Source organism: Azoarcus sp. TTM-91 (assembly GCF_012911025.1).
Classification (GTDB): domain Bacteria; phylum Pseudomonadota; class Gammaproteobacteria; order Burkholderiales; family Rhodocyclaceae; genus Azoarcus.
Map to the genome: position 1 here is coordinate 1 of NZ_WUEI01000042.1, position 24,195 is coordinate 24,195.

20 protein-coding genes are annotated in these 24,195 nt (G+C 69.6%); 4 read left to right on the forward strand and 16 right to left on the reverse strand.

Going from position 1 to position 24,195, the window contains the following annotated elements:
• Positions 1-227: 227 nt before the first annotated feature.
• The 5 genes from GRF61_RS12915 to GRF61_RS12935 are packed head-to-tail and all read right to left on the reverse strand — an operon-like array spanning position 228 to position 3,999.
• Complete coding sequence (locus GRF61_RS12915; protein ID WP_169151061.1) at positions 228-1,505, reverse strand: dihydroorotase; 1,278 nt, start codon at positions 1,503-1,505, stop codon at positions 228-230.
• Positions 1,506-1,515: 10 nt separating this feature from the next.
• A complete protein-coding gene (locus tag GRF61_RS12920; RefSeq protein WP_169151062.1) occupies positions 1,516-2,475 on the reverse strand; it encodes an aspartate carbamoyltransferase catalytic subunit in 960 nt (319 codons plus the stop codon).
• A complete protein-coding gene (gene pyrR / locus GRF61_RS12925) occupies positions 2,468-2,968 on the reverse strand; it encodes a bifunctional pyr operon transcriptional regulator/uracil phosphoribosyltransferase PyrR (protein ID WP_133590221.1) in 501 nt (166 codons plus the stop codon). Before pyrR ends, GRF61_RS12920 begins: the two co-directional genes overlap by 8 nt.
• Positions 2,955-3,440: a Holliday junction resolvase RuvX gene (ruvX, locus tag GRF61_RS12930; protein ID WP_169151063.1), complete on the reverse strand. Its 486-nt coding sequence runs from the start codon at positions 3,438-3,440 to the stop codon at positions 2,955-2,957. Before ruvX ends, pyrR begins: the two co-directional genes overlap by 14 nt.
• Positions 3,433-3,999: a YqgE/AlgH family protein gene (locus tag GRF61_RS12935; protein ID WP_169151064.1), complete on the reverse strand. Its 567-nt coding sequence runs from the start codon at positions 3,997-3,999 to the stop codon at positions 3,433-3,435. The genes ruvX and GRF61_RS12935 overlap by 8 nt, the downstream gene beginning before the upstream one ends.
• A 99-nt stretch (positions 4,000-4,098) precedes the next feature.
• Between GRF61_RS12935 and GRF61_RS12940 the strand changes: the two genes are divergently transcribed.
• A complete protein-coding gene (locus tag GRF61_RS12940) occupies positions 4,099-5,541 on the forward strand; it encodes a deoxyribodipyrimidine photo-lyase (protein ID WP_169151065.1) in 1,443 nt (480 codons plus the stop codon).
• A gap of 64 nt (positions 5,542-5,605) precedes the next feature.
• On the opposite strand, the gene GRF61_RS12945 is transcribed toward GRF61_RS12940, so the two are convergent.
• The 6 genes from GRF61_RS12945 to GRF61_RS12970 all read right to left on the reverse strand — a co-directional run bounded on the left by GRF61_RS12945 (position 5,606) and on the right by GRF61_RS12970 (position 14,956).
• Positions 5,606-11,197, reverse strand: coding sequence for an Hpt domain-containing protein (locus GRF61_RS12945; protein WP_169151066.1), 5,592 nt, complete (start codon positions 11,195-11,197; stop codon positions 5,606-5,608).
• Between the two features lie 23 nt (positions 11,198-11,220).
• Complete coding sequence (locus GRF61_RS12950) at positions 11,221-13,338, reverse strand: methyl-accepting chemotaxis protein (protein ID WP_169151067.1); 2,118 nt, start codon at positions 13,336-13,338, stop codon at positions 11,221-11,223.
• A 59-nt stretch (positions 13,339-13,397) separates the two neighbouring features.
• Positions 13,398-13,910 carry a chemotaxis protein CheW gene (locus tag GRF61_RS12955; protein WP_169151068.1) on the reverse strand — a complete coding sequence of 171 codons (513 nt, stop codon included), beginning with the start codon at positions 13,908-13,910 and terminating at the stop codon, positions 13,398-13,400.
• Positions 13,911-13,928: 18 nt separating this feature from the next.
• On the reverse strand, positions 13,929-14,300 hold the full coding sequence (locus GRF61_RS12960) for a response regulator (RefSeq protein WP_169151069.1): 372 nt from the start codon (positions 14,298-14,300) through the stop codon (positions 13,929-13,931).
• A 25-nt stretch (positions 14,301-14,325) separates the two neighbouring features.
• Positions 14,326-14,712 carry a twitching motility response regulator PilG gene (gene pilG, locus GRF61_RS12965; RefSeq protein ID WP_169151070.1) on the reverse strand — a complete coding sequence of 129 codons (387 nt, stop codon included), beginning with the start codon at positions 14,710-14,712 and terminating at the stop codon, positions 14,326-14,328.
• A 91-nt stretch (positions 14,713-14,803) separates the two neighbouring features.
• Complete coding sequence (locus GRF61_RS12970; protein ID WP_342773500.1) at positions 14,804-14,956, reverse strand: rubredoxin; 153 nt, start codon at positions 14,954-14,956, stop codon at positions 14,804-14,806.
• Positions 14,957-15,088: 132 nt separating this feature from the next.
• On the opposite strand from GRF61_RS12970, the gene GRF61_RS12975 reads away from it, so the two are divergent.
• The 3 genes from GRF61_RS12975 (at position 15,089) to hemL (ending at position 17,921) form a co-directional block, all read left to right on the forward strand.
• Positions 15,089-15,916 carry a PfkB family carbohydrate kinase gene (locus GRF61_RS12975; protein WP_248281224.1) on the forward strand — a complete coding sequence of 276 codons (828 nt, stop codon included), beginning with the start codon at positions 15,089-15,091 and terminating at the stop codon, positions 15,914-15,916.
• The gene (gene thiE / locus GRF61_RS12980; RefSeq protein WP_169151072.1) at positions 15,909-16,547 is read left to right on the forward strand and encodes a thiamine phosphate synthase; all 639 of its coding nucleotides are present in this window, start codon (positions 15,909-15,911) and stop codon (positions 16,545-16,547) included. Before GRF61_RS12975 ends, thiE begins: the two co-directional genes overlap by 8 nt.
• A gap of 81 nt (positions 16,548-16,628) precedes the next feature.
• Positions 16,629-17,921: a glutamate-1-semialdehyde 2,1-aminomutase gene (gene hemL, locus GRF61_RS12985; protein WP_169151073.1), complete on the forward strand. Its 1,293-nt coding sequence runs from the start codon at positions 16,629-16,631 to the stop codon at positions 17,919-17,921.
• Between the two features lie 99 nt (positions 17,922-18,020).
• Here hemL and mgtE read toward each other — a convergent pair whose 3' ends face one another.
• The 5 genes from mgtE to GRF61_RS13010 all read right to left on the reverse strand — a co-directional run bounded on the left by mgtE (position 18,021) and on the right by GRF61_RS13010 (position 24,120).
• Positions 18,021-19,463, reverse strand: coding sequence for a magnesium transporter (mgtE, locus tag GRF61_RS12990; protein WP_169151074.1), 1,443 nt, complete (start codon positions 19,461-19,463; stop codon positions 18,021-18,023).
• Positions 19,464-19,644: 181 nt separating this feature from the next.
• On the reverse strand, positions 19,645-20,337 hold the full coding sequence (gene mtgA, locus GRF61_RS12995; RefSeq protein ID WP_169151075.1) for a monofunctional biosynthetic peptidoglycan transglycosylase: 693 nt from the start codon (positions 20,335-20,337) through the stop codon (positions 19,645-19,647).
• Between the two features lie 48 nt (positions 20,338-20,385).
• Positions 20,386-21,213 carry a shikimate dehydrogenase gene (gene aroE, locus GRF61_RS13000; protein ID WP_169151076.1) on the reverse strand — a complete coding sequence of 276 codons (828 nt, stop codon included), beginning with the start codon at positions 21,211-21,213 and terminating at the stop codon, positions 20,386-20,388.
• Positions 21,214-21,249: 36 nt separating this feature from the next.
• Positions 21,250-22,200, reverse strand: a complete 951-nt coding sequence (locus GRF61_RS13005) for an energy transducer TonB (RefSeq protein ID WP_169151077.1) — start codon at positions 22,198-22,200, stop codon at positions 21,250-21,252.
• A gap of 21 nt (positions 22,201-22,221) precedes the next feature.
• Positions 22,222-24,120, reverse strand: a complete 1,899-nt coding sequence (locus GRF61_RS13010; protein ID WP_169151078.1) for an RNB domain-containing ribonuclease — start codon at positions 24,118-24,120, stop codon at positions 22,222-22,224.
• Positions 24,121-24,195: the final 75 nt, after the last annotated feature.

The following is a 24,195-nucleotide window of genomic DNA, read 5'->3' on the forward strand; positions in this document are numbered from 1 at the left end:
GGGGAGAGGGGGCGCCCGGTAAGGGGCGAAGGTTGGTCACTCGAGCGCTGCTTCCCCCTCTCCCCCAGCCCCTCTCCCGCGAGGGGAGAGGGGTGCGAACCTGCCCGCCATGCGGGCGGCACTGCGGTGGGCTTTCTGCTCCAGCGACAGATACCCCGCCGGTAAACGAACAACGGGCTCCTCGCGGAGCCCGTTTTCATTCATCGCGCAGACTGTGCGATGGTGCTTCAGCCGCCGTACATCACTTGACCCTCGACCAGGGTGTAGCGCACCTGGCCGGGCAGCTCCAGGCCGAGGAAGGGCGTGTTCTTGCCCTGGCTCTTCAGCGCTTCGCGGCTCACCGTGGTGTAGGCCGCCGGGTCGAACACGCAGACGTCGGCGCGGGCGCCGACAGCCAGGTGGCCGGCCTTGGTGATGCCGACGATGGCGGCGGCGTCGGAGGTGATGCGGGCCAGTGCCTGCACCAGCGGCAGCTTGGCTTCGGCGGCCCACTTCAGCGTCAGCGGCAGCAGCAGCTCCATGCCGGTGGCGCCGGCTTCGGATTCGGAGAAGGGCGTCTGCTTGCCCTCGTCGTCCACCGGGGTGTGGTCGGAGCACACCGCGTTGATGCGGCCGTCGGCCAGGCCCTGCACCAGCGCCTCGCGGTCGCGGTTGCTGCGCAGCGGCGGCACCAGGTGGCAGTTGGCGTTGAAGTAGCCGATGTCCATGTCGGACAGGTGCAGGTGGTTGATGGAGACGTCGCAGCTCACATCCATGCCTTCGGTACGGGCCTGGTCCACCAGGGCGAGGCCGGCGGCGCTGGAGAGGCGGGTGACGTGCAGCCGGGCGCCGGTGATCTTGGCCAGCTGCAGGTAGGTATAGAGCGCCACCGTTTCCGCCGCCACCGGGATGCCGGGCAGGCCGAGGCGGCTGGCGACCTCGCCGTCGTGGGCATAGCCACCGCGGGCGAGGAAGGGGGCGATGGGCTGCAGCCAGACGCGGAAGCCGAAGGTGGCGGCGTACTGCATCGCCCGCATCAGCACCATGTTGTCGACGATGGGCACGTTGGCCTGGCTGAAGGCGACGCAGCCGGCTTCCACCAGCTCGGCCATCTCCGACAGGCGCTCGCCCTTCAGCCCCAGCGTCAGCGCGCCCACCGGGTAGATGTGGGCGCGGTTGAGCTTCTTGGCGCGGTAGCACAGCATTTCCACCAGGCCGGGCTCGTCCAGCACCGGGTCGGTGTCCGGCGGAATGGCGAGGCTGGTGATGCCGCCGGCCATGGCGGCTTCCATTTCGGTTTCCAGCGTGGCGAGGTACTCGAAGCCGGGCTCGCGCAGGCGGGCGGCGATGTCGATGAGGCCGGGGCAGACGACGAGGCCCTCGGCCTCGATCACCCGGTCTGCCTCGAAGCCGGCGGGGGCACTGCCCAGGCCGACGACGCGGCCGTCGGCGATGTAGACGTCCTGGACGCGGTCGACGTGGTTGGCCGGATCGATGAGCCGGCCCTTGGCGATCTGAATTCTCATCCCTTGTTCCTTACTGTCCCGCGAGCATGCTCATCACCGCCATGCGCACGGCGATGCCGAAGGTGACCTGGGGCAGGATCACCGCCTGGGCGCCGTCGGCCACGGCGGAGTCGATCTCCACGCCACGGTTCATCGGCCCCGGGTGCATGACGATGGCGTCGGGGCGGGCCAACGCCAGCTTTTCCTGCGTCAGGCCCCAGATCTTGTAGTACTCCTGCGGCGTGGGCAGCAGGGCGCCGTTCATGCGCTCGTTCTGCAGCCGCAGCATCATCACCACGTCCACATCCCTGAGGCCTTCGCTCATGTTGTGGAACACGCGCACGCCCAGCTTCTCGACCTCGGTGGGCAGCAGCGTGCGCGGGCCTATCACCCGCACCTCCGGCACGCCCAGCGTGGTCAGCGCGGCGATCTGGGAGCGGGCGACGCGGGAGTGCAGCACGTCGCCGACGATGGCCACCACCAGGTTGGAGAAGTCGCGCTTGTAGTGGCGGATGGTGTACATGTCCAGCAGGCCCTGCGTGGGGTGCGCATGGCGGCCGTCGCCGGCATTGACCACGTGGATGTGGTCGCGGGCGGTGGCCTGCAGGTGCTGGGCGATGAGCACCGGCGCGCCGCTGGCGGCATGGCGCACGACGAACATGTCGGCCTGCATCGCACACAGGTTGTCCACCGTGTCGAGCAGGCTCTCGCCCTTGGCGGTGGAGCTGGTGGAGACGTTGAGGTTCACCACGTCTGCGGACAGGCGCTTGGCGGCGATCTCGAAGGTGGTGCGGGTGCGGGTGGAGTTCTCGAAGAACAGGTTGAAGATGCTCTTGCCGCGCAGCAGCGGCAGCTTCTTCACCTCGCGCTCGGCCACTTCGGTGAAGGGCGCGGCGGTGTCGAGGATGGCGGTGATGACGTCGCGCGGCAGTCCGTCCAGCGTCAGCAGGTGCTGCAGCTCGCCATGCTTGTTCAGTTGGGGGTTACGCATCGATCAGCCTCAGGGTCAGCGTGCCGTCCTCCTCGCGTTCGAGCTGGAGGTTCTGGCTGGCGGGAAGGGGTTCCGGCAGGGTGAGGGCGCAGTAGCGGGCAGCGATGGGCAGTTCGCGGTCGCCGCGGTCCACCAGTACCGCCAGTTCGACGCGGGCGGGGCGGCCGAAGTCGAACAACTCGTTGAGCGCGGCGCGGGTGGTGCGGCCGGTGTAGAGCACGTCGTCCACGATGATCACCGGTGCGCCCTCCACCGCGAAGGGGATCTCGGTGCGCTGGGGCTGCGGATGCAGGCCACGGGCGCCGTAGTCGTCGCGGTAGAAGGAGACGTCGATGGCGCCTGGCGGATGGGAGAGGCCCAGTTCCTGCTGCAGGCGCTCGGCCAGCCACACCCCGCCGGTGTGGATGCCGACGAGCACGGTGTCGGGCGTGACATGGGGGCGCATCTGCGCGGCAAGTTGCCGGCAGAGCGTTTCAGCGTCAGGCAGTTGCATGTCGGGTTGAGTCCAGGAAGTGTTGCAGGATCAGTTGCGCGGCGACGGCATCCACCGCCGCCTTGCGGCCGCGCCAGTCGCGCACACCGGCTTCGCGCATCTCGGCGTCGGCGGCGGCGGAGGAGAGGCGTTCGTCCACCGTCGCCACCGGCAGGCTGTAGCGGCCGTGCAGCTGGTTGGCGAAGCGTCGGCAGCGGGCGGTGAGTTCGTGCGGGGTGCCGTCGAGGTGGGTGGGCAGGCCCACCACCAGGGCAACCGGCTTCCACTCTTCGAGCAGGCGGCCGATGGCGGCGAAGCGGTCGGCATTGCTCTCTTCGTGCAGTGTCAGCAGGGCATTGGCCTGGCCGGTCTCCAGTTCGCCAATGGCCACGCCGATGCGGGCGAGGCCGAAGTCGAAACCGAGCACCGTGCCGCGTGGCGGCTGCGAAACGGGATGGAACGAGGCGGAAACCGGGGCGCCCGGATCAGGCATGCCCGGCGACCTCGCTGAGCCGGGCGAAGTCGATGCCCAGCTTCTGCATCGCCGCGGCCAGCCGCTCCTCCGGCGGCAGGTCGAAGACGATGGCCATGTCGGCCTCGACGGTGAGCCAGGCGTTGTCGGCGATCTCCTGCTCCAGCTGGCCGGCGGCCCAGCCGGCATAGCCCAGGGTGATCAGCACTTCGCCTGGCTGGCCGTTGCTGCCGATGGACTGCAGGATGTCGCGGCTGCTGGTGAGGCCGACGTCGTCGTTCACCCGCAGCGTGGAGTGCCAGTCGCCGGAGGGCCGATGCAGCACGAAGCCGCGGTCGGTCTGCACCGGGCCGCCGAAATACACAGGCTGGGCGGCGAAGCCTTCGGCTTCCAGCGGCAGCTCCACCCGCTCGAACAGCGCGGCAACGGTCATGTCGATCGGGCGGTTGATGATGATGCCCAACGCGCCTTGCTCGTTGTGTTCCGCGATGTAGGTGAGGGTGCGGGAGAAATGGGGATCGGCCATGCTGGGCATGGCGATCAGGAAGTGGTGCGTGAGGTTGGCCGTGGGCGTTTCCATGCGCGCCATTTTACGCCGTCGCCGCGGTGGATGTGCGGGGAAGCGCTGCGCGGGTGGCCGACGCATAATCGCTGTCCCACGCCCGAGCCCCGTCACGCCATGTCCTCCGCCCTCGTCTGGTTCCGCCGCGACCTGCGCAGTTTCGACCATGCCGCCCTGTACCACGCGCTGCGCGCGGCGGACCGGGTGTACTGCGCCTTTGTCTTCGATACCGAGATCCTGGATGCGCTGCCCGGCCGCTGCGACCGCCGGGTGGATTTCATCCATGCCGCGGTGGTCGAGCTGGACGCAGCGCTGCGCCAGCTGGCGCAGCAGGCCGGGGCCGCCGGTGGTGGGCTGATCGTGCGCCATGGCCGTGCCGACGAGGAGATCCCCAGGCTGGCGAGCGAGCTGGGTATCGCCATGGTGTTCGCCAACCGCGACTACGAGCCGGCGGCCATCGCCCGCGATGGCCGGGTGAGCGCGGCGCTGGCGCAGGCGGGCGTCGGCTTCGCCGATTTCAAGGATCAGGTGATCTTCGAGCGCGACGAGGTGCTGAGCCAGAGCGGCCAGCCCTATAGCGTGTTCACGCCCTATAGCAAGGCGTGGCTGAAGCAGCTGGATGACTTCCAGGTACGTGCCTATCCGGTCGAGAAGCACGCGGCGGCACTGACCGCGCCACCGGCGGGCAGAGGGGTGCCAACGCTGGCCGACATCGGTTTCAGCGCCAGCGATCTCGATGCGCTGCGCCTGCCCACCGGCATGCGCGGCGGGCGCAGCCTGTTCGAAGATTTTCGCGGCCGCATCGGCCGCTATCAGCGCGCGCGGGATTTCCCGGCGGTGAAGGGCGTGTCCTATCTTTCCGCCCATCTGCGCTTCGGCACCGTCTCCATCCGCGAACTGGCTGGCCATGCCTGGCGCGAGGGCGGCGCGGGGGCGGAAACCTGGCTGAAGGAACTGATCTGGCGGGATTTCTACCAGATGATCCTGTGGCACAGGCCGGACGTGGTGGATCACGCCTTCCGCCCGGAATACGAGGCCATCCGCTGGGACGAGGCACCGGCGCTGTTCGAGGCCTGGCGCCAGGCGCGCACCGGCTATCCGCTGGTGGACGCGGCGATGCGCCAGCTCAGCAGCAGCGGCTACATGCACAACCGCTTGCGTATGGTCACCGCCTCCTTCCTGACCAAGGATCTGGGCGTGGATTGGCGCCTGGGCGAACGCCATTTCGCCGAGCTGCTGCTGGACTACGACCTGGCGGCGAACAACGGCGGCTGGCAGTGGGCGGCCTCCACCGGCTGCGATGCCCAGCCGTGGTTCCGCATTTTCAATCCGGTGACGCAATCGGAAAAATTCGACCCGGAGGGCAAGTTCATCCGCCGCTACCTGCCGGAACTGGCCAGGGTGCCGGACAAGTTCATCCACGCACCGTGGAAGATGGGCGGCATAGACCAGAGCGTGGCGGGCGTGCGCATCGGCGTGGACTATCCGGCGCCGGTGGTGGACCACGCCGAGGCCCGCGAACGCACGCTGGCGCGTTTCGGCGTGCTGGCCAGGGGGTGAACGAAGACGGCGGGGGCGCTTGCGCGGCCCCCGCCGTGGTACCACGCCCGCTGCAGGGCGCCGCTCAGGCCGGCGTACGCGCGGTGTAGCCCGCCAGCAGGCCGAGCAGTTCCTCTTCCTGGTAGGGCTTGCCGAGGTAGTGGTTGGCGCCGACCTCTTCCGCGTAGCGGCGGTGCTTGTCCGCCAGCCGGGAGGTGATCATGATCACCGGCACCAGGCGGGTGCGGGCATCGGCGCGGATGTTGCGCACCAGATCGAAGCCGTCCATGCGCGGCATCTCGATGTCGGACAGGATCACGTCCGGCACTGTCTCGATCAGCTTCTCCAGCGCATCCACGCCGTCCTTGGCTGTCACCACCCTATAGCCTTCGCGCTCCAGCAGGCGGCCGGTGATCTTGCGCACGGTGAGCGAGTCGTCCACCACCATCACCGTCGGCTGGCTGGGCGGCGCGGCGACTGCCGGCTGCGTGTTGTCCTCACCGCCATCCTCGTCCGCTTCGGCCAGGCTGCGGCTGGCCAGCGCCACCGGGTTCAGGATGAGCACGATCTCGCCGTCGCCCAGCACGGTGGCGCCGGACATGCCGACGATGCGTGCCAGCTGCGGCCCGGCGTTCTTGACCACGATTTCCTGATTGCCGCGCAGCGCGTCCACATGCAGCGCCAGCGTCTGCGCACCGGCGCGCAGCAGCAGCACCCAGTTGTAGCGCTGCACTTCCGGCCGCGTCTGGCGGTCGCCCAGCAGGCGCGGCAGGTAGCGGTAGGCGTAGCGCTCGCCCATCCACTCGGTGCCCTTGTCGTTGCGCAGCTTTTCCAGCGCGTCCGCCTTCAGCTCCATGACCTGGGCGACCATGCTGGAGGGAATCGCGTAGCTGCGGCCGCCGGCGCGCACCAGCAGCGCTTGCGTCACCGCCAGCGTCAGCGGCAGGTAGATGCGGAACACGGTGCCCTTGCCGGCGTCGCTGTGCACATCGATGCGGCCGCCGACCGCGGCGGTTTCCGCCTTGACCACGTCCATGCCGACGCCGCGGCCGGCAACGGTGGATACCGCGCCGGCGGTGGTGAAGCCGGGGACGAAGATGAGGTTGGTGAGGCGACGCTCGTCCGCGTGCTCGTCCGCGCTCAGCAGGCCGTTGGCGCGGGCGCGTTCGGCGATGCGGGCGAAATCCAGGCCTGCGCCGTCGTCGCTCAGTTCCAGCGCGATTTCGTTGCCTTCCTGGCTGACACTGAGGGTGATCTGGCCGATGGCCGGCTTGCCGCCGGCCTCGCGCTGGGCAGGGGCCTCGATACCGTGGGCGAGGGCGTTGCGCAGCAGGTGTTCCAGCGGCGCCACCATGTGCTCCAGCACGCCGCGGTCCACCTCGATGCGGCCGCCGCGCAGGTCCAGGTTGGCGCGCTTGCCGAGGTCCTTGGCGGCCTGGCGGACTACGCGGTAGAGGCGGTCGGCGAGGCTGTCGAAGGGCACCATGCGCACGCTCATCAGCGCCTGCTGCAGCTCGCGCGACAGCCGCGCCTGGCCATGCAGGGCGATGTCGGCGCCGTCCAGGTTCTTCAGCAGGTTCTGCTGCACCGTGGTGACGTCATTCACGCTCTCCGCCATCATCCGCGTGAGTTCCTGCAGGCGGGTGTAGCGGTCCATCTCCAGCGGGTCGAATTCGCCGTGGGCGGATTCGGCCTGGGCGATGCGCGACTGCATCTGCACGTCGGCCTGGATCTCGACCTCGCGTAGCTGATTGCGCAGGCGGATGACGTTCTCGGTGAGGTCCAGCAGCGAGCGCCGCAGGGTGCGCAGCTCGCCTTCGATGCGGGTGCGGGCGATGCCGATCTCGCCGGCTTCGTTGACGAAGCGGTCCACCAGGTCGGCACGCACCCGCAGCGTGGGCGAGGCGATGTTCTCGATGTCGGCGGCGGCGTCCTTGCCGTCGCCATGGTCGACGGCCGGGGCTGTTTCCGCGGCAGGCGCCGCCGGCGTGGCCGTGCCCTCCGCCGCCCTGGGAGACTGGATGTCGGCCGGCGCGGGCATGGCCTCGCCGCGGGCGAGGGCATCCATTGCCTGCTGCACGAAGTCCAGGCCGGTGGCGAGGTCTTCGATCTGCGCCGCCGGCGCGCGGCCGCTCTTCTGCCCGGCCTCGAAGCGGGACTCCATCTGGTGCAGGCGTTCGCCCAGGGTCATCGCGCCGGCCATGCGGGCGCTGCCCTTCAGCGTGTGCAGCAGGCGGGCGACGGCCTGCGGGTGGGCGGCCTGCGCCGGTTCGTCTTCCCAGCCGCGCAGTTGGGCATGCAGCTCGCCCACCAGCTCCACACCTTCTTCCAGGAAGATGGGCAGCAGTTGCTCGTCGATGTCGTCGTGGACCGGCGAGGGCGCCTCCTCGTCCGCCGGCTCCGGCTCGGCGGTGCTGGCCGGGCTGCTGGCGAGGGCCTCGGCGAGTTCCGCCGCTGCCGCTGTGGGCAGCGGGGCGTCCAGCGGCTGCGGGGCCGGCAGTTCTTCGATCAGCGGCCGGGCGCTGCGGTCCAGCTGGTCCACCAGCTCGGGCACTTCCAGCGGCAGTTGCTGCTGCGCCACCTCGGCGAGCATGGCTTCCAAGGTGTCGGTGACGGTGGTGAACAGCGCCGTCTCATCGGCGGTAGGTGGCTGCGACAGGTCGCGCAGGCGCTGCTGCGCATGTTCAAGCGCGCGTGCCAGGGTGTGCAGCGCAGTCAGGCGGGCGGTGCCGGAGATGCCGGCCAAGGTGTGGGCGGCGCGCACCGAGGGTTCCTGCGGCAGCAGCGTCGGATTGGCCGCCAGGCGGATGAACTCCTGGTGCAATGTGGCGATGTGGTGCCGGGCCTCGCCGAGGAAGAGGTCGTACAGCGGGCGGGATATTTCCGTGTCGCCGAGGCGGACGAAGTCGGCGCCGCTTTCCGGCGTCCCGGTAGATGCTTCGGCGGCCGGCGGTGGGGATTCCTCGGCGACGAGCTCGCCATCATCCTCTGCGGCTTCCGGCAGCGGCGGCAGGGCCTCGTCCTCCAGCTCCAGGTCGATGTCGAGATCGTCCAGGGGAAGGGGCACGGCCTGCACTGGTTGCGGTTGCGCTGCCGGCCCACTCTCCGTGGCGCCGCCAGCCGCTCCGGCCCGCTCTGGCCCGCCAGGCGTGCCGGTGTCGTCCAGCAGATAGCTGCTGTCCAGCTCGAGCGAGGTTTCCTCGGAATGGAAGCCTTCGTCCACCAGCGGTGGCACCGCCAGGGGCAGGGGCGTGGCGGGGGCTTCGGCCTCCACCGGCAGGATCTCGCCGTCGTCGGACAGGGAGAGGTCGGGAAACTCGAGCGAGGTCTCCATCAGGCCGTCCCGCGTTTCCGCCGCGGGGGCGCTCAGCACCGCCGGCTCCTGTGCCGGCGTGTCGGTGGCGCGCAGGCGCTCGGCCTCGGCCAGCAGCGCGGCCTCGGCTTCGGGGTCCGGGCTGCTCTGGCCGGCACCGGCCTCCAGCTGGGCGACCCAGGCGGCGAAGTACTGGTGGGCGGCGTCTATCAGGTGGTGCAACGCCGGGCTGGGTTGCCACTCCAGCTGCAGCCAGCGGTTCAGGGTCTGCTCAAGGCCCCAGGCGGCTTCGCCGAGTTCGCGCAGGCCGACCATGCGCCCGCTGCCCTTCAGGGTGTGGAAGCCGCGGCGGATGGCGGTCAGCGTCTGGCTGTCGGCGGGCGAGGTACGGGAGAGTTCGAGCTGCTCGGCGATGGTGGCGAGAACGTCGTGCGCTTCCTCGATGAAGATGCACAGCAGCTCGGCGTCGATCTCGGCGTCGCTGGCTTCGATCAGCTTCCGGGTCTCGGCGGCCGGGGCGGGAACAGCGACCGGCTCGGGCGCGGGCGGATCGAAGTCGGCTAGTTCCAGAGGCTCGAGTTCCAGCGCCGCCACTTCCTCGGCTTCCGGTTCCGGGGCCGTGGGCGCCGGTGCGGCCGGCGGGGCTGGATTGTCCTCGGCGGGCACGGCGAGGTCGGCGGCCTCGGCCTCCTCGGTGGCCTTGCTGGCCTCCGGGTCGAGGAACTCCTGCAGGCTGCTGCGGCCGTGCTGCAGGGACTGGACGTAGAAGCCGAGCGCCGACAGCCGGTGTGCCAGGGCTTCGAATGCGGCGGGATCGCCGCTCTCGCCGCCGGCGAAACGGGCGATCTCCCCGGCGGCCTGGTGCACGAGGGCGATGGCTTCGGTTTCGCCGAGCAGCATCAGCGCGCCTTCGATCTGCTGCATTGGCGCCGACAGCTGGGCCAGCGGCGCGCGTTTTTCCTGGTTGCGGAAGAAATCGTCCAGCGCCTGTTCGATGTGCGCCAGGCTGGTGAGGATCTCCCGCGACAACTGGGCCAGGGCTTCCTTTTCCTGGGCGCGGCGGGCGGCGGCGAGGCCGGGCGCGGGGCCGGCGGCCTGCAGGTCGTCGCCCTGTTCCAGTGCCTGCAGGCGCTGCAGGGTGGCGTCCACTTGCTGGGCGAGGTCGTTTTCCGCGATGCCGCGGTCCACTGCGGCCTCGGCCAGCAGCAGCGCGGTGGCGACTTCCAGGCCGATGGTCTCGGAGAAGCGCAGCGGGTCCTTGCGCAGCCACTGGATGAAGCCCTGCAGGCCTGCGAGCAGGCGGTCCAGCGCGGGCCGGCCGAACTGGGCGAGCGCGCTCGCCAGTTCCGTCAGCTCGGTGTCGAAGCGCGGCAGGGCGACGGCGCTGCCTTCACTGAACTCGGTCCAGCATTCCTTGGCGGTATTTAGCCGGGTGCGCAGGCTTTGCAGCAAGGGGGCCAGCGGCACCTCGCTGACGCGGGCGCTGGCCGGGGGCAGCAGGGCGTCCAGCTGCCAGGTCGCGCGTACGGCGCGCTGCTGTTCGGTAGTGGCCGGGGCCTGGGCGACGAGGTAGAGCAACTCGCGCAGCAGGCGCTCTGGGGCCGCCGGATTGCCGGCTAGCTGGCGGCGCAGCTGGGCGTCCAGCTGAGCGCACAGGCGGCGGGCGGCGTCCATGTTGACACCGCCGGCGGCGACAGCGTCGAAGAAGGCCTGGGCGCCCCACCACAGGCTGCGCGCCAGCGGGTGTTGCTGCAGGGCTTCGATATCGGCGGCGGCGGCGCGCATTTCCGCCGGGCCGGCGGCTTGGCCGGGGCGGCGCAGCAGGTCGAGCAGGCCGCGCTCGAAGCGGGTGCGCAGGGCGCGCAAAGCGAGCTGGAGCGCGGCGCCCTCGGGCGGGCGCGGGTCGTCGGCGCGGCGCGGCGGGCGGATGCCGAGGTCGGGGAAGAAGAGCTCGACCGGGGAGCCGGTGTCGCCGCGGGCGTTGTTGATCTCCTGGTACAGCGGCGCCAGCCGCATCGGCTGGTCGGGTGCGCCGCGGGCGATTTCTTCCAGGTAGTTGCCGATACTGGCCAACGCACGGCGCGCCAGTGCCAGGGTGGCGTCATCCACCGGCACTTCGCCGCGGGCGAGCTTGCCCAGCAGCTGGTCGAGCGCGGCGGCGAACTGGGTGAGGCCGTCGAGGCCGACGATGGACAGGGCGCCGCGGACCTGGTGCAGATGCGTTTGCGCGAACTGGACCTGGGGGGCGCCGTCGCTCGTGCTGCCGGCCTGCTCCAGCGCATCTGCGGCACGCGCGAGCGCGAGGTCGATTTCGCTCTTGACCCAGGTGAGCGGACCGAGGTCGGCTTCGATGGCTTGCGTCATGTGTCTGTCTCTTGCGCCGGTACTCAGACCTTGAAGCCGGAAACCGAGCCCTTCAGTTCCACCGCGAGGTCGGCGAGCTGACCGATGGAGACCGCGGTCTGCTTGGTGCCCAGGGTGGTCTGCTCGGTAATGGCGAGAATGTCCTTCATGGTTTCCGCCACCCGGGTGGCGGTGGCCGCCTGCTGCTGGGTGTCGGTGGAGATCTGTTCAATCAGGCGGGCGGCTTCGATGGATACCTGGCCGATCTCGGCCAGCGCCTGGCCGGCGGCGTCGGACAGCTGGGCGCCTTCGACCACGTCGCGGGTGGCGTTTTCCATCGCGCCCACTGCGTCCTGGGTGTCGGTCTGAATGGTCTTCACGATCGCCGAGATCTGCTTGGTCGCCTCGGCGGAGCGTTCCGCCAGGCGCTGCACTTCTTCCGCAACCACGGTGAAGCCGCGGCCGGCGTCGCCGGCGGAGGCGGCCTGGATGGCGGCGTTCAGCGCCAGCACGTTGGTCTGCTCGGTAATGTCCGAGATCAGTTCCACGATTTCGCCGATCTCCTGGGAGGACTCGCCCAGGCGCTTGATGCGCTTGGAGGTTTCCTGGATCTGCTCACGGATTTCGTTCATGCCCTTGATGGTGTTTTCCACTGCGTCGGCGCCCTTGCGCACCGATTCCAGCGAGCGGCGAGCCACCTGCGCGGACTGCAGTGCGCGTTCGGAGGAGTCGGTCATCGACGCTGCCATGCGCTGCACGGTGGAGCCGGCTTCCTCGATCTCGCGCGACTGGCGCTCGGTGGCGCCCAGCAGTTCGCTGGAGGTCTTCTGCGCCGACTGGGTGGCGGCGGTCACGCGGGTGGCGGCGTCGTTGATCCGGCGCACCAGCACCGAGAGTTCTTCAATGGTGTAGTTCACCGAGTCGGCGATGGCGCCAGTGATGTCCTCGGTCACCGTGGCGCGGATGGTGAGGTCGCCGTCGGCGAGGTCGCCCATCTCGTTCATCAGCCGCAGAATGGCCTGCTGCGTGAGGTTGCGCTCGTTTTCCGCAGACTGGCGCTGGGTTTCGGCGGCGGCACGGCGGGTGGCGAGGTCGTCGTTGTAGACCTTGGCCATGAAGCCGAGGACGGCGAGGCCGAGCAGCGCGGTGACGGCGATCAGCGCGGAAACAAGGCTGAAGCCGCGGCTGTTGCTGTTGAGCGCTTCGGCCAGCGCCTGGGTCTGCGCCAGCAGCGGCGCGGAGTCGCGGAAGATGCGGCTGCCGGCCTGCTTGGCCTGCACCAGCAGCTGGATGTTGCCGAGGATGCCGGAGACCGCCTCCAGCGTTTCCTTGGCGGCTTGGTCAAGTTCGCCGATGCGGGCGCGCGTCTCGGCGTCGGCGCTCATCTGCGACAGCAGGCCCAGCTGCTCGCGGAAGGCGTTGGTGTCCTTGCCCAGCAGGAAGGCGACTTCCGGGTCGATCGCGTCGGCCACCAGCAGGGCGTTGGCGTTCTTGGCGATGCGCTGGGTGAGCATCACCGCGCGGTTGGCGGTGACGATGTCGCGGGCGTTGGCGCCGCCCTGGAGCTTGAGCGCAGCCACTTGTTCGCTGAGATCCAGCAAGCCGGCGTTGCCGTTGTTGATCGCTGCCACCGAGGCGTTCAGGGTGACCAGGTTCTTCTCCTGTGCGAGCAACTGGCGGGCGTCCTGCTCGCTCTTGTGCCAGGTGTCGGCCAGGGTCTGCAGCGCAGGACGGGCCGCTTCCGGCACGGCAGGTACATAGCCGCCGTCAAGGTCGCTGCCGGCCTGCAGCGCGGTCAGCAGGCTGGAGAAGCGGGCGCTGCCGCTGCGCAACTCGGTGAAGGCCTGGCTGTTGCCTTGCAGCGCGAGCTGGGCGGATTTGGCGATCTGCTGCGACAGCATCTGCATTTCACCGGCGGCGGCCACATGGGTGGTGGCGTCGGCGGACTGCCGGCCCTGGTAGATGACCAGGCCGGCGGTGACGGCGACCAGCAGGGCGAAGCCGATGCCGAGGATGCGGATCTGTTCGGTCACCGGGCGGTCGCCGAGCAGGCGTTTGCGCGGTGCGGGAGGCCGTCCGGGAACGTGGGTCTCCATGATGGTGGTGTCCGGGGCGGAACTGCCCGCGGTGGCCATTTTCTTGCCGAAGAGCTTCAATGCCATGTTGCGTGCTCCGCCGCTATAGCGTGTGGGGGTCGATTGGGAAGGAGGTAGGCCGCGCCTCAGCCGGCGCCGGCATCGAGGAAACCGGGGTGGGCGAGGAGGCGCTGAACGTCGAGGCGTAGCCACGGGCGGTCCTGCACGTCGCGCAGGCGTTGCCCCACCCAGGGGCGTTCATCCGTGGCGTCGCCATCGGCTTCGAAGTCGTCGCCGCTGCGCAGGCCGGAGGCGCGGGAAACCAGCAGGGCGCAATGCACCCCGTGGCGGGCGCCGACCAGCAGCAGGCGGGCGTGGCCGGAGGGCGCCACCAGCGGCCCGCCGTGAAAAGCAGAAAAATCCACCACGCCGTACAGCGTGCCACGCACGTTCGCGAGGCCGCGGTACCAGGGCTGGGTGAGGGGTACCGGCGACAGCGGCGGCGGTGGCAGGACCTCGCCCGAGTCGGCCAGCGCGACCAGCCAGTTCTCGTTGCCCGCCTGCACGCCCAGCAGGCCACGGCGTTCGCCGCTCTTCGCTTCGGCCAGGCGGCGGACCAGGCTTTCCTGGAATTCGCGCAGGCTGATCCTCTTGGACATGGTGGCCTTGTTCCCGCGTTACTTGTTTTTGATTGCCTCGATGCGGGCCAGCAATTCCTTGTGGTCCACCGGTTTGACCAGGTAGTCGTAGGCGCCCTGGCGCATGCCCCAGATCTTGTCCGTCTCCAGCGACTTGCTGGTGCACATGATGATGGGGATGGCGCGGGTGAGATCGTCGCGGGAAATGGTGCGGGTGGCCTGGAAGCCGTTCATCCCGGGCATGACGACATCCATCAGGATGAGGTCGGGCAACTCGCTGCGGCTCTTGGCGATTGCGTCCTCGCCGTTCTCGGCGGTCACCACCTGATAGCCGTTGCGGGTGAGGACGTCGGTAAGGACGAAACGCTCGGTGGGCGAGTCGTCTACGACGAGGATTTTCTTGATCGGCATGGTTAGCGTCATTCCATGGACGGGGTCAACGGGGGGCGCGGCCGCAGTGGGCCGCAACCGCCTTCAGCAGGCTGTCCTTGGTGAAGGGCTTGGTGAGGTACTCGTCGGAGCCGACCATGCGGCCGCGGGCGCGGTCGAACAGGCCGTCCTTGGACGAAAGCATGATCACCGGCGTGGAGGACAGGCGGGCGTTCTTCTTGATCAGCGCGCAGGTCTGGTAGCCGTCCAGGCGCGGCATCATGATGTCGACGAAAATGACGTCGGGGTGGTGGTCGGCGATCTTGGCGAGGGCGTCGAAGCCGTCCTCCGCCAGCAACACCTGGCAGCCGGCCTGGCCCAGGAAGATCTCCGCGCTGCGGCGGATGGTGTTGCTGTCGTCTATGACCATCACCTTGAGTCCGGTCAGGTCCATGGTGTCAGTCCTCGGTATCCCTGCGCTGCGGGTGCGGGAACCGCATCATACGCAAGGCGTAGGCGGCGGGGGAACTCCGGCTGCTTGAATGTCATATTTCGACGAGCTCGAAGTCTTCCTTGCGGGCGCCGCATTCGGGGCAGGTCCAGTTGGGCGGGATATCGCCCCAGCGGGTGCCGGGGGCGATGCCTTCATCGGGCAGGCCGGCGGCTTCGTCATAGATGAAGCCGCAGATCAGGCACATGTAGGTCTTGTAGGGTGCGTCAGCCATCGCTTGGCGTGTTCGGCTTGGATTGGCGGTAAAATCCGTCGCATCTTACCCCATTTTCCCGGCCGCGCCAGACGCGCCGGTATCCCTTCTGTCATGCCAGTTGCAATGCCGGATGCTCCCCCAGTCGTACTTTGTCTTTCCGCTGGCGATGCCACCGGCGGCGGCGGCCTGCCGTCCGACATCCTGACTCTGGCGAGCATGGGCTGCCACCCGCTCGCCATCCAGACTGCGGTGGTCGTGCGCGATACCCGCGGCATCGAGGAAACCCTGGCGCTGGAGCCGGACACGGTCGCCGCTCAGGCGCGCGCCGTGCTGGAGGACATCCCGGTACATGCGTTCAAGCTCGGCTACTGCGGCAGCGTGGAGAACGTGGCGGTGATCGCCGAGATCCTGTCCGATTACCCGGAGGTGCCGCTGGTGCTGGAGCCGGCGCTGTATGCCGGCGTGGAAGAGGGCACCGAGGAGGACGTGGTCGCTGCGCTGACCGAGCTGATCCTGCCGCAGACTTCGCTGCTGGTCGCCGGCCGCCATGAGGTGATGCGGCTGGCTGGCATTGATGCCGACGACGACAGTGAGGAAGCGCTGTCGGCGGAGGAGGCGGTTGCCCGCCTGCTCGCCCTCGGCACCGAATACGTGCTGCTCACCGGTGGCAGCGAGCAGGGGCCGCAGGTGATCAACGTGCTGCTAGGCGAAGGCGGTGTGGTCCGCACCGACGCTTGGGAGCGCCTGCCCTCGCGCTATCTCGGCGCTGGCGCCACGCTGGCGGCGGCCGCGGTGGCGGCGCTGGCGCATGGCATGACCATGCCGGAGGCGGTGCGCGAGGCGCAGGAGTTCGCCCAGCAGGCGCTGCGCCACGCCTACCGGCCGGGCATGGGGCTGGCACTGCCGGATCGCTTCTTCTGGGCGCGCGGGCATGAGGCTGGCGATGAGTGAGCAGCGCCTCGCCGGCCTGCGCGGCCTCTACGCAGTGACTCCGGAACTGGATGACACCGCCGCGCTGCTGCTGGCGCTGGAGAAGGTGCTGGCCGGCGCGCCGGCGCTGCTGCAGTACCGCGGCAAGTCGCCCGACCCGGCGCTGCGCCGCGAGCAGGCGCAGGCGGTGGCTGCCCGCTGCCGTGCTGCCGGCGTGCCGCTGGTGGTCAATGACGATGTCGGACTGGCTTTGGCGGTCGCCGCCGATGGCGTGCACCTCGGCCGGGATGACGGCGACATCGCCGCCGCCCGTGCGGCGCTGGGGCCGCAGCGCCTGCTGGGCGTGTCCTGCTACGACGAATGGGCGCTGGCACGGGCCGGCGCCGGCGCCGGGGCGGACTACGTCGCCTTCGGTGCGATGTTTCCCTCGCCGACCAAGCCGCAGGCGGTGCGTGCGCCGCTGGAACTGCTGGGCCGCGCCCGCCGCGAGCTGGGCGTGATGGTGGTGGCGATAGGCGGCATCACGCTGGAGCGCGCGCCGGCGCTGGTCGAGGCCGGCGCCGACCTGCTCGCCGTCATCACCGACGTCTTCGACGCGGCCGATCCCGCTGCCCGCGCCGGCGCCTATCGCCGGCTCTACGTTCCAGGCTGAGCCGCGGCGGCAACGGCGCTACGCGCTCCGGCTTCGTCCTTTCTTCCTTCACCGCTTTCCCTTTTACTCCCGAGTCCGCACATGTCCGATTCCAGCAGCCGCAACGAAGCCCTGTTCCAGCGCGCCCAGCGCACCATCCCCGGCGGCGTCAATTCGCCGGTGCGCGCCTTCCGCTCGGTGGGTGGCACGCCGCGCTTCATCGAACGCGCCGAGGGCGCGCGGGTGTGGGATGCGGACGGCAAGGCCTATGTGGACTACGTCGGTTCCTGGGGGCCGGCGATCACCGGCCATGCCCATCCGGCCATCGTCGAGGCGGTGCGGGAGGCGGCGCTGCGCGGTCTGTCCTTCGGCGCGCCCACCGAGAGCGAGGTGGAGATGGCCGAGCGCATCTGCGCACTGCTGCCCTCGGTGGAGATGGTGCGGCTGGTGAGCTCCGGCACCGAGGCCACGATGAGCGCCATCCGGCTGGCCCGCGGCTTCACCGGGCGCGACGCCATCGTCAAGTTCGAGGGCTGCTACCACGGCCATGCCGACAGCCTGCTGGTGAAGGCCGGCTCCGGCCTGCTGACCTTCGGCAACCCGTCTTCCGGCGGCGTGCCGGCGGACTTCGCCCACCACACCATCGTGCTCGACTACAACGACCTGGAGCAGGTGGAGACCGCCTTCAAGGCGAGGGGCAGGGAGATCGCCGCCGTCATCGTCGAGCCGGTGGCCGGCAACATGAACCTGGTGAAACCGGCGCCCGGCTTCCTCGAAGGCCTGCGCCGGCTGTGCGACGAATACGGCGCGGTGTTGATCTTCGACGAGGTGATGACCGGTTTCCGCGTTGGCCCGCGGGGGGCGCAAGGGCTGTACGGCATCGTTCCCGACCTCACCACGCTGGGCAAGGTCATCGGCGGCGGCATGCCGGTGGGCGCCTTCGGCGGCCGCCGCGACATCATGGAGAAGATCGCGCCGCTGGGGCCGGTGTACCAGGCCGGCACGCTGTCCGGCAGTCCGGTGGCGGTGGCCGCTGGCCTGGCCTCGCTGAAGCTGATCGAGGCGCCCGGCTTCTACGCCGCGCTGGGGGCACGTACCGCGGCGCTGGCCGCCGGCCTGGCGGATGCGGCGCGCGAGCACGGCGTGGCATTCAGCGCGGATACCGTGGGCGGCATGTTCGGCGTCTATTTCAGCGCCCGGCCGCCGGCCTCCTCCGCCGACGTGATGGCCTCCGACCGCGAGCGTTTCAACCGCTTCTTCCACGCCATGCTGGACGCCGGCCACTACTTCGCGCCCTCTGCCTTCGAGGCCGGCTTCGTATCCGCTGCGCATACCGAGGGGGACATCGCCGCCACGGTGGCGGCGGCGCGCGAGGTGTTCGCGAAGCTGGGCTGAGAGAGCCTGCGGCTGCCGGCCGGCGGTTGATCCCGCGCTGCCGGCAGCGACGCGTCGGGCCGCGCAGCGGCGGCGGTCTGCGGCCGCCCGCGGCGGGATTTACAGCAGGAACAGCGTCGCCAGCCCGAGGAAGATGAAGAAGCCGCCGGAGTCGGTGATGGCGGTGATCAGCACCGAGCTGCCGACCGCCGGATCGGCACCCAGGCGCTGGCGCAGCATCGGAATGACCACGCCGGCGGTGGCGGCCAGCAGCAGGTTGAGCGTCATCGCCGCGGTCATCACCGCGCCCAGCGAGATGCTGTGGTACAGCCACCAGGCTAGCACGCCCAGCAGCCCGCCCCACACCACGCCGTTGATCAGCGCGACGCTGATTTCCTTCTTCAGCAGCCGCTTCATCGCGCTTTCCTCCACCTGCCCCATGGCGATGGCGCGGACGATCATGGTGATGGTCTGGTTGCCGGAGTTGCCGCCTATGCCGGCGACGATGGGCATCAGCGCGGCCAGCGCTACCAGCTTCTCGATGGAGCCTTCGAACAGGCCGATGACGCGGGAGGCGACGAAGGCGGTGACCAGATTCACCGCCAGCCACGCCCAGCGGTTCTTCACCGAGTCCCACACCGAGGCGAAGATATCTTCCTCCTCGCGCAGACCGGCGTGGCTCAGGATCTCGGCCTCGGATTCTTCGCGGATGAAGTCCACCACGTCGGCCACGGTGAGGCGGCCGATCACCCGCTTCTCGCGGTCCACCACCGGCGCCGAGACGAGGTCGTAGCGCTCGAAGGCCTGGGCGGCGTCGTCGGCGTCGTCCTCCGGCTCGAAGCTGATGATGGCCTCCTTGCGCATCACCTCGGCGACGTCTGTCTCCGGGTCGTTGATGAGCAGGGACTCCAGCGACAGGATGCCCTTCAGATGGTCCTCCCGGTCCACCACGAAGAGCTTGTCGGTGTGGTCCGGTAGTTCCTCGAAGCGGCGCAAGTAGCGCAGCACCACTTCCAGGGTGATGTCCTCGCGCACCGTGACCATGTCGAAGTCCATCAGCGCGCCCACCGAGTCCTCCGGGTAGGACATGGCCGCGCGCAGCTGCTCCCGGCCTTCACTGTCGAGGGACTGGAAAACGTCCTGGATGACTTCCGGCGGCAGGTCGGGCGCCAGGTCGGCGAGCTCGTCGGCGTCCAGCGACTCGGCGGCCGCCTTCAGTTCCTCCGGCGCCATCGTCTCGATCAGCGATTCCCGCACCGCGTCCGAGACTTCCAGCAGGATCTCGCCGTCGCGCTCAGCCTTCACCAGCTCCCAGACGAACAGGCGCTCGTCGCGCGGCAAGGCTTCCAGGATGTAGGCGATGTCCGCCGGGTGCAGCGAATCCAGCTTGGCCTGCAGGCCGGCTACATGCTGCTTGTGCACCAGCGTCTCGACGAGGTCGTGGCGCGGCATGTCCTGGCGGTGCACCAGGCTCTCCACCAGCTTCTGCCGGGCGAGCAGGTCCTGCACTTCGCGCAGGTGCTGCTGGACGTCATCGGGGTGAAGTTCTTCTTCCGTGGTCATTGCGCGGCGGGCCGGTGGGGGGAGCGAGGGCGGAAGAGGCGGATTCTACGGACTCGGCGTCCGCCATGCGACCCCGACAGTCTGGCGCGGCAGTCTTTCCGTCTTGTTGCGGGCAGTGCGTGCGTTCATCGCCGCGCTGTGATGCGAAGCCGCCGGCCGCTGCCGGGGGGAAGGTGCAGGCTCAGGGGACCTGCGAATACGCCATGCGCCCGCGGATGCGTTCCGCATGGGCGGCGAGGCGCGGGCCGAAGCTGCGCTCGTACTTGCGCGGGTTGGGCAGCATCACCGCCAGCCGCGCGGCTTCGCCCGGCCCCAGGCGGGCGGCGGAGACGCCGTAGTAGCGCCGTGCCGCGGCCTCGGCGCCGAACACGCCGTCGCCCCATTCGACCACGTTGAGATAGACCTCCAGGATGCGGCGCTTGGACCACAGCGTTTCTATCATCACCGTGATCACCGCTTCCTGCGCCTTGCGGAAGTAGCTGCGCGAGGGCGAGAGGAATAGGTTCTTCGCCAGTTGCTGGCTGATGGTGGAGCCGCCGGCCACGGCGCGGCCGCGGCGCTCGTTCCTCTCCATCGCCCGCTGTATGCCTTCCCAGTCGAAGCCGTCGTGGTCCACGAAGCGGTCGTCTTCGGCGGCCACCACCGCGCGCTTCAGGTGGATGGAGATGTTGTCGTAGGGCACCCACTGGTAGCGCAGCGTGGCCTTGGGGTTCTTTTCCTGCATCTCGGCCAGGCGCAGCCGCATGAAGCTGGTGCTGCCGGGATCGACCTGGCTCCACCAGGCGACGCCGATCAACAGCCAAAGCTGCCAGGCCAGCAGCAGGATGGCGCCCAGCAGCAGGCCGCGGCCCAGCCAGCGCATCAGCGTCTTCATGGCTGCGGGGCAGTGGAAATCATGGGGTGCGGCCGCGGCGCCACGGGCTCAGCCGGCAGCCAGGGCGCGGCGCAGCCCGGCGAGCACCGGGCCGGTGTCCGGCTGTACGCCGCGCCACAGCGCGAAGCTCTCGGCCGCCTGCTCCACCAGCATGCCCAGTCCATCGGCGACGCGGGTGGCGCCGTCGAGGCGGGCGGCGCGCATGAAGGGGGGTTCCTCCTTGCCATAGACCATGTCGTAGGCGAGCGCGCCGTCGGAGTACAGGCCGGGCGGCAGCGGCGGCACCTCGGCGGAGAGGCTGGCGGCAGTGGCGTTGATCACCAGGTCGTAGCGGCGGCCGGCAAGGGAGGGGAAGCCGCAGCCATCCAGCGGCGAACCGCCGGCGGCGGCGAACTCCCGCGCCAGCGCAACCGCCTTGTCGGCGCTGCGATTGGCGATGGTGAGCTTGGCCGGGCCGGCCTGCAGCAGCGGCAACAACGCGCCGCGGGCGGCGCCGCCCGCGCCCAGCAGCAGAACCCGCAGGCCGGCGATGTTGCAGCCGTGGTGATGGCAGAGGTCGCGCACCAGGCCGGCGCCGTCGGTGTTGTCGCCGAGCACGCCGTCGGCGAAGGCCAGGGTATTCACCGCGCCGGCGGCGCGCGCGCGCGGCGTCAGCGTGTCGGCCAGCGCGTGGGCTTCGAGCTTGAAGGGCACGGTGATGTTGAGGCCACGGCCGCCGGCGGCGCGGAATTCGGCCACGGTGGCGGCGAAGCCGTCCAGCGGCGCGAGCAGCGCCTCGTAGCTCAGCGCCTGGCCGGTCTGGGCGGCGAAGGCGGCATGGATCTGGGGCGACTTGCTGTGGGCGATGGGGTTGCCGACGACGGCGTAGCGGTCCATGCGGGCGGTCTCGATGGCGGGGCCGACGATGGCGGCCTAGTTGGCGTGCACCTGGTCGGTGTTGGTGAAGGTCCAGGTGCGGGTGATTTCTATCATGTCGGTATCGCGCTTAACGTCCGGCGGAAACTCGGCATAGGGCGCGGCCAGCTTGACGATGCGGACGGCGGCGTCGTCCAGCACCTTGTGGCCGGAGCTGCGATGCACGCTGACCTGGTCCACCGTGCCGTCGGCACGTATGGTCACCGACAGCAGCAAGCTGCCGTAGAGCTTGCCGCGGGCGGCGTCCGGGTAGTTCAGGGTGCCGATGCGCTCTATCTTCAGCCGCCAGTCCTCGACGTACTGGGCGAAGCGGTACTCGCGGGCGCGGGCGCCGATGAACTTCTTGCGCGGGCGCTTGGCGTATTCCTCGAGGTTGCGGTCTATCTGCGCTTCCAGGCGGGCGACGGCGGCGGCGCTGTCCAGCAAGTCCAGGCCGCTGGCGACCGGCTGCGGTTCCGGCTGCGAGTTCTGCACCGGTGCCGGGGCAACCGGCGGCGCCGGCTTCTTCGCCTGGGTGAGCAGTTGCTGCTGGGTGCGTTCCAGTTGCTGGACCTTGCGCTTGGCCTCGGCCAGCGCCTCGCCGTCGCGCTGCTTGTTCTGCGGCGGCAGCGGGGATTTGGCGCGCACCTCCTGATCGGTATTGCCGCCGCCATCCAGGTTGGCCTGGGCCAGCACCTCCGGCTTGTCCGGCCGCTGGGCGTGGCGGGCGTTCACCAGCACCACTTCCAGGCCGCGGTCCTTGTCGCGCTTGGGTTTGGCCTCGGGCGGGGCGAATTGCAGCATCAGCAGCCCGCCGTGCAGCAGCAGCGAGGCGGCGAAGGCCGCCAGCAGTACCGGCTGCGCCGCCAGCGCCAGCCACCAGCGCCGGCCGGTGGAGGCCGTGGCCGGGGCCGCAGCTGCTGCGGCCGGCTTGGGCTGGGCTTTCGGAAAGGTGGGGCGGCGGCTCATTTGGCGATTGAAGCGGTGGGCTCAGAAGCCGGAGTCGGCATATTCCTCGGGATCGGGTTCCGCCAGCGTGGCGACGTAGCGCGCCTGGACTTCCACGTCCAGCAGGTCGCTGCCCTCGATCGCCAGCTTGACGCGCGAGCCCGGCAGTTGCAGCGGCAGGGAAGAGACCTTGAACACCAGCGGCACGTTCTCCAGCCGCACCAGGTTGTCGCGTATGACCTTGGCCTCGACATGCTCGGGCGCATGCTGGCGCAGCCAGCGCAGGCACCAGTAGCGCTCCATCTGGCGCTGGAAGTCGGCATAGGCGGCGTAGGTGAGTTCGAAGTCGCGCAGCGCGGCCATCAGGTCGGCGGACTTGGGCGCGAAGGCAGGCGTGCCACCGGTGAGCACGGCGATGATCTGCCACTGGTTCACCAGGTCCACGTAACGCCGCAGCGGCGAGCTGGACCAGGCGTAGCAATCCACGCCCAGGCCTTCGTGCGGCGCGGCCACGGTGGTCATGCGCACCTTGCCGCCGCCCTGGGCGCGGTAGAGGCCGGGCACGCCGGCCTGGTCGAGCAGCTTGCCCCAGGTGGTGTTGGCCAGGATCATCAGCTCGGCCACCAGCTTGTCGATGGGCGAGCCGCGCAGGCGCTCGCCGATGCTGATGTAGCCGGGGCCGTCGCCGGTCTGGGTGTTCCAGTCCACGTAGAAGCTGTAGTCCACCTGGGTCTGGTTGGTGGCCGGCTTGCCGCGGCCGGCCTCCAGCACGGTGGCCAGATCCCACAGCACGGTGAGCTCGCGCTGCCAGGGGAATTCCGGGCCGCCATTCACCAAGGTGCTGTCGTTGAATACCGGCTCGAGGTCGTGGTGGCGCAGGTTGGCGACGATGGGCACCATCTCCACCCGGCTTTCCTGGCTGGAGACGGAGAGGTCGGCATTCACGTCCAGGTAGAGCGACACCGCCGGGCAGTCGCGGCCTTCGGCCAGGGTGAAGGCGGTGACGACCTCGTCCGGCAGCATGGTGATCTTGTTGCCGGGCATGTAAACGGTGGACAGCCGCCGGCGGGCAATGCCATCCAGCGCGGAGCCACGCTCGAAGCCCAGCGCCGGCGCGGCGATGTGGATGCCGACGCGCCAGCCGCCACCAGGGCGCGGGGTGACCGAGAAGGCATCGTCGATCTCGGTGGTGGTGGCGTCGTCGATGGAGAAGGCGGCCACCTCGGCGCGCGGCAGCCCGGCGGGAGCCGTGGGGGCGTCGAAGGCGGGGAAGGCGAGGCCCTCGGGGAAATGCTCGAACAGGAAGCGGTTGAAGTGGAAGTCGTGGCTGGATTCCAGCGCGCCGCACTTCAGCAGCAGGCGCGGCACGGTGAGCCCGGTATCCACGCAGGCGGCTTCCAGCGCCTTGATCTCCAGCCGGTTGCGGTCCGGCCGGTAGAGGGCCTGCGGCAGCAGTGCGGCCAGCTCCGGCGGCATGCGGCCTTCCACCAGTTCGGCGCGCATGTGCTCGATGGCGGCGGCCTGCTGGCGCTTCTTCTCCAGCCCGGCCAGCGCCGCCTGAAGGATCTCGGTGGGCGCCTTGCGGAAGCGGCCCTTGCCCTTGCGGTGGAACCAGATGGGCGAGGCGTGCAGGCGCAGCAGGATGGCGGCGGCCTCCACCGAAGTCGGCGGGTGGCCCTGGTATTCGGCGGCGAACTCGGCGAAGCCGAATTCCTCGTCGCCGCAGACTTCCCACAGGAACTCGATGTCCAGCTGTTCGGCTGCTGCTTCCGCCCGGCTGAGCAGGTCGGTCGGCGAGGGTTCGCGGAAGCTCAGCAGCACATGGGCGCGCTTGAGCTTCACCCGCTTGCCGTGGGTGGTTTCGACCTGCAGGGAGGCATCGTTATCAGCGAGGATGGTGCCGGCCTTGAAGGCCCCATCCTCTTCGAACAGCACGTACATCGGCGACCGCCAGGGAATGAGCAAGCCGGGTAGTTTACTGGATTCGCCGGCCTGCGCCCGCGCCGGCCGCGAATT

Bases quoted from the DNA above. Each gene is read 5' to 3' on its own strand.
- ruvX (WP_169151063.1), bottom strand. From the start codon at position 3,440: ATGCCTGATCCGGGCGCCCCGGTTTCCGCCTCGTTCCATCCCGTTTCG.
- GRF61_RS12945 (WP_169151066.1), bottom strand. From the start codon at position 11,197: ATGACGCAAGCCATCGAAGCCGACCTCGGTCCGCTCACCTGGGTCAAG.
- GRF61_RS12935 (WP_169151064.1), bottom strand. From the start codon at position 3,999: ATGGAAACGCCCACGGCCAACCTCACGCACCACTTCCTGATCGCCATG.
- mtgA (WP_169151075.1), bottom strand. From the start codon at position 20,337: ATGAAGACGCTGATGCGCTGGCTGGGCCGCGGCCTGCTGCTGGGCGCC.
- thiE (WP_169151072.1), top strand. From the start codon at position 15,909: ATGAGTGAGCAGCGCCTCGCCGGCCTGCGCGGCCTCTACGCAGTGACT.
- pilG (WP_169151070.1), bottom strand. From the start codon at position 14,712: ATGGACCTGACCGGACTCAAGGTGATGGTCATAGACGACAGCAACACC.
- pyrR (WP_133590221.1), bottom strand. From the start codon at position 2,968: ATGCAACTGCCTGACGCTGAAACGCTCTGCCGGCAACTTGCCGCGCAG.
- mgtE (WP_169151074.1), bottom strand. From the start codon at position 19,463: ATGACCACGGAAGAAGAACTTCACCCCGATGACGTCCAGCAGCACCTG.
- GRF61_RS12950 (WP_169151067.1), bottom strand. From the start codon at position 13,338: ATGGCATTGAAGCTCTTCGGCAAGAAAATGGCCACCGCGGGCAGTTCC.
- GRF61_RS13010 (WP_169151078.1), bottom strand. From the start codon at position 24,120: ATGTACGTGCTGTTCGAAGAGGATGGGGCCTTCAAGGCCGGCACCATC.
- GRF61_RS12940 (WP_169151065.1), top strand. From the start codon at position 4,099: ATGTCCTCCGCCCTCGTCTGGTTCCGCCGCGACCTGCGCAGTTTCGAC.
- GRF61_RS12955 (WP_169151068.1), bottom strand. From the start codon at position 13,910: ATGTCCAAGAGGATCAGCCTGCGCGAATTCCAGGAAAGCCTGGTCCGC.
- hemL (WP_169151073.1), top strand. From the start codon at position 16,629: ATGTCCGATTCCAGCAGCCGCAACGAAGCCCTGTTCCAGCGCGCCCAG.
- GRF61_RS12920 (WP_169151062.1), bottom strand. From the start codon at position 2,475: ATGCGTAACCCCCAACTGAACAAGCATGGCGAGCTGCAGCACCTGCTG.
- GRF61_RS12915 (WP_169151061.1), bottom strand. From the start codon at position 1,505: ATGAGAATTCAGATCGCCAAGGGCCGGCTCATCGATCCGGCCAACCAC.
- GRF61_RS12970 (WP_342773500.1), bottom strand. From the start codon at position 14,956: ATGTGCCTGATCTGCGGCTTCATCTATGACGAAGCCGCCGGCCTGCCC.
- GRF61_RS13005 (WP_169151077.1), bottom strand. From the start codon at position 22,200: ATGAGCCGCCGCCCCACCTTTCCGAAAGCCCAGCCCAAGCCGGCCGCA.
- aroE (WP_169151076.1), bottom strand. From the start codon at position 21,213: ATGGACCGCTACGCCGTCGTCGGCAACCCCATCGCCCACAGCAAGTCG.
- GRF61_RS12975 (WP_248281224.1), top strand. From the start codon at position 15,089: ATGCCGGATGCTCCCCCAGTCGTACTTTGTCTTTCCGCTGGCGATGCC.
- GRF61_RS12960 (WP_169151069.1), bottom strand. From the start codon at position 14,300: ATGCCGATCAAGAAAATCCTCGTCGTAGACGACTCGCCCACCGAGCGT.